Source organism: Streptomyces turgidiscabies Car8 (genome assembly GCF_000331005.1).
GTDB lineage: Bacteria > Actinomycetota > Actinomycetes > Streptomycetales > Streptomycetaceae > Streptomyces > Streptomyces turgidiscabies.
The window spans coordinates 1-3,241 of sequence record NZ_AEJB01000472.1 but is presented as its reverse complement, the minus strand read 5'-3'; the positions used below and the strand labels follow the sequence as shown (position 1 = coordinate 3,241).

The window sequence follows — 3,241 nt, the reverse complement described above, 5'->3', positions numbered from 1 at the left end:
GCGCGCGCGTCCGCCACACCCCCAGCCCCCCACTGCCCCCGCCAGCCGGTCAGCTAATCCTTCGATTCCTCCGAACGGGCCGATTCGATCTTCTTCACTGTTCCCATACATAGCTCGATGGGGGTGTTCGCTCCACGAGACGAGGACACAGTGTTCAGAGCAGAACCAGGCACCGCCGCCTCGCGCCGGCGCGTGCACGGCTGTCCGCCCGGACGGCGGAGACGGCTGGCCGGTCTGACCGGCCTGAGTCTCGCGCTCGTCGCGACCGGTTCACCGGCCGTCGCGGCCACCGGGCTCGGCCCGCTCGCCGCGACCACCCGGGCCGCTACCGGCGACGGCACGGTGACCGTACGGGTCGTCACCGAGGTGGACGCGGACGGCGCGTACGACAGCGTCCTGGAGCCGGGCCTCGCCGGTGTCAGGGTCACCCTGACGGACGACGCCGGCAGCGTCCGGCATCTCACGACCGGGGCCGACGGCACCGTCGCCTTCGCGCCCACGCCCCAGCTCACCGGCGGCAAGTACCGCGTCCAGGTCACCAACCCGGACCCCGGCAACCTCTCCCCCGCCGTCGCCGGCCTGGGCACGGGCGCCGACGTCATCCGCAGCAACATCGGCTTCGTCGACGTCTCCGGCGGTACGGACGTCACGTACACCACCGGATTCTGGGAGCCCGGCGTCTACTGCCAGGAGAACCCGACCCTGGTCAGCTGCAACCTCACCAAGGGCGACGCCCCGGGCACCTACCAGGGCCTGGTCTCCTTCGGCGGGGACTTCACGAACACCTCTCCCGGCGGGGCCGTCACCCAGCTGACCGACAACACCAAGCAGCAGGCGGTGTTCGGTATCGGCGTGGACCGCACCGGCAACAAGTACATGGGCACGCTGGTCAAGCGGCACACGGCCTACGGCCCGGCGGGCGCCACCAACACGATCTACCGCCAGTTCGGCACCAACACCAGCGTCGACACCTTCGTCACCCTGCCCGGCGCCCTCACCGCGCACGAGACCACCGACAACTGGCTGCACGACAACGCCGTCTACAGCAAGGTCGGCCGCGAGGGCATCGGAGACGTCGACGTCTCCGGCGACGGAAAGACCCTGTACGCGGTCAACCTCAGCGACTCCAAGCTCTACAGCGTGGCCATCCTGGGCTCCGGCGCGACCGTCAGGCCCGGCACACAGACCGCGTACGACATCCCGAAGCCCAGGGCCTGCACCGGCCAGTGGCATCCGTACGGCATCGGCGTGCGCGGCAAGCGTGTGCTCGTCGGCGGGGTGTGCGGCGCGGAGACGACCGTCACCACAGACGTCCCGTGGGGCGACCCGGCGCAACTCGGCGCACACGTCTACGAGTTCAGCAACGGCACGTTCAGCGAGATCTTCACGCACGCGCTGAACTACCCGCGCGGCTGCGCCTACCGGTTCACCGGTCTTCCGGACACGGCCTACCGCTGCACCAAGCCCTCCACGGTCGGCCAGGTCATGAGCGGCGCGTGGGAGGCCTGGAACGAGCGCGTCCCGGGCACGGAGACGCACTCGTTCATCTCCGCGCCGCAGCCCATCCTGGCCAACATCGAGATCGCCGACAACGGCGACCTGGTGCTCGGCTACCGCGACCGCTTCGGCGACATGACGGGCACCGCGACGTTCGCGTACAACAGCACGGCCCGACCGCTGGTCACCGGCATCGCCGCCGGTGACGTACTGCGCGCCTGCAAGTCCGGGACGACGTACACGCTGGAGAACAACGGCTCCTGCGGCGCGCTGACCGGCAACAAGCCGAACAACGACGAGGGACCGGGCCGCGGCGAGTTCTACGACGACTCCACCACGCTCTCCGACGCGGTCCACGACCAGATCGGCGAGGGCGGCACGGCGCTCCAGCCGTACCGGAACAAGGTGTGGAGCACGGTCTACGACCCGTTCGACGCCTTCCAGCAGGGCGTTCGCCGCTGGAAGACGGACAACGGCGCCGTCGAGGGCAATCTGCTCATCACGTCGACCTGGAACAACGACCTCGCCCTTCGTCAGAACCTCTTCGGCAAGGCGAACGGTCTCGCCGACCTGGAACTCGTCTGCGACCAGGCGCCCGTCCAGATCGGCAACCGTGTCTGGTACGACTCGAACGGCAACGGCGTCCAGGACCCGTCGGAACCGCCCGTCGCGGGCGTCCTCGTCACCCTGACCCCGACGGAGACCGGGTCGGCCCTGACCGCCACGACCGACGCGAACGGCGAGTACTACCTGGGCACGAAGGACGGCCTGACGCCGAACACGACGTATCGCGCCACCTTCGACTACAGCGGCGTCAACCCGTCGGTACTGCCCGGCTCCCCGACCCTGGCGGAACTGAAGTGGACCCAGAAGGGCGCCGGCCGCGACCGTGCGCTCGACTCGAACGTCGACGCGGACGGCCGGACCGAGGTGGCCGTCGGTGACCCCGGCAGCGTCAACCACAGGATCGACGCGGGTCTGGTCGGTCCGGTCGACAGGCTGGGCGACTTCGTCTGGTACGACATCAACGGCGACGGCATCCAGGACCGGGGCGAGCCCGGTGCGAAGGACGTCCCGGTCGAGCTGGTCGACCCGGCCACGGGCGACGTGCTCAGGACCACCAAGACGGACGCGAACGGGCACTACCTGTTCGCGGCACTGCCCGACGGACGCTACAAGGTCTGCTTCCGCGGCCCGCGCGGCTACCTCTGGACCAGGCAGAACGCGGGCGCGACGGATGACGACTCGGTCGTCGACCGCACGAGCGGCTGCTCCCCGGCCGTCACCCTCGGCCCGGGCAACCGCCAGGACCTGACCCTCGACGCGGGCCTGGTCGGGCAGCTGGCGCTGACGGTCGTCAAGACCGACCGCAAGACCGGCAAGCCGTTGCACGGCGCGGTCTTCCAGCTGTGGCTCGACAGCAACGGCAAGCCCGGCCTGCAGCACCAGGGCGCGGGCAGGGACTGGATGGTCGGCGACTGTGTCACCGGCCGGACGGGCAGGTGCTCCTTCGACGACAACCGGATCGGCGCGTACTACCTCGTGGAGAAGGACGTCCCCGAGGGTTACGTCCTGCCGGACAACCCGGTCTTCGGCCCCTACCGGCTGACGCTGGAGAACGGCACGGGCGCCGAAGGGCTGATCGTGAAGATCGCCAACGAGCGGGGTGAGCCCTGCAAGGGCAAGAAGTGCTGACGCCCTGCCCAGTGGGGTGACGGCCGCGCACCCGGGAGGGTGACGCGGG

At 69.9% G+C, this 3,241-nt stretch carries 1 protein-coding gene; it reads left to right on the top strand.

Annotated features, from left to right (window positions below; all coding sequences use genetic code 11):
- Positions 1-150: 150 nt before the first annotated feature.
- On the top strand, positions 151-3,192 hold the full coding sequence (locus tag STRTUCAR8_RS34100; RefSeq protein WP_006380791.1) for an SdrD B-like domain-containing protein: 3,042 nt from the start codon (positions 151-153) through the stop codon (positions 3,190-3,192).
- Positions 3,193-3,241 lie beyond the last annotated feature (49 nt).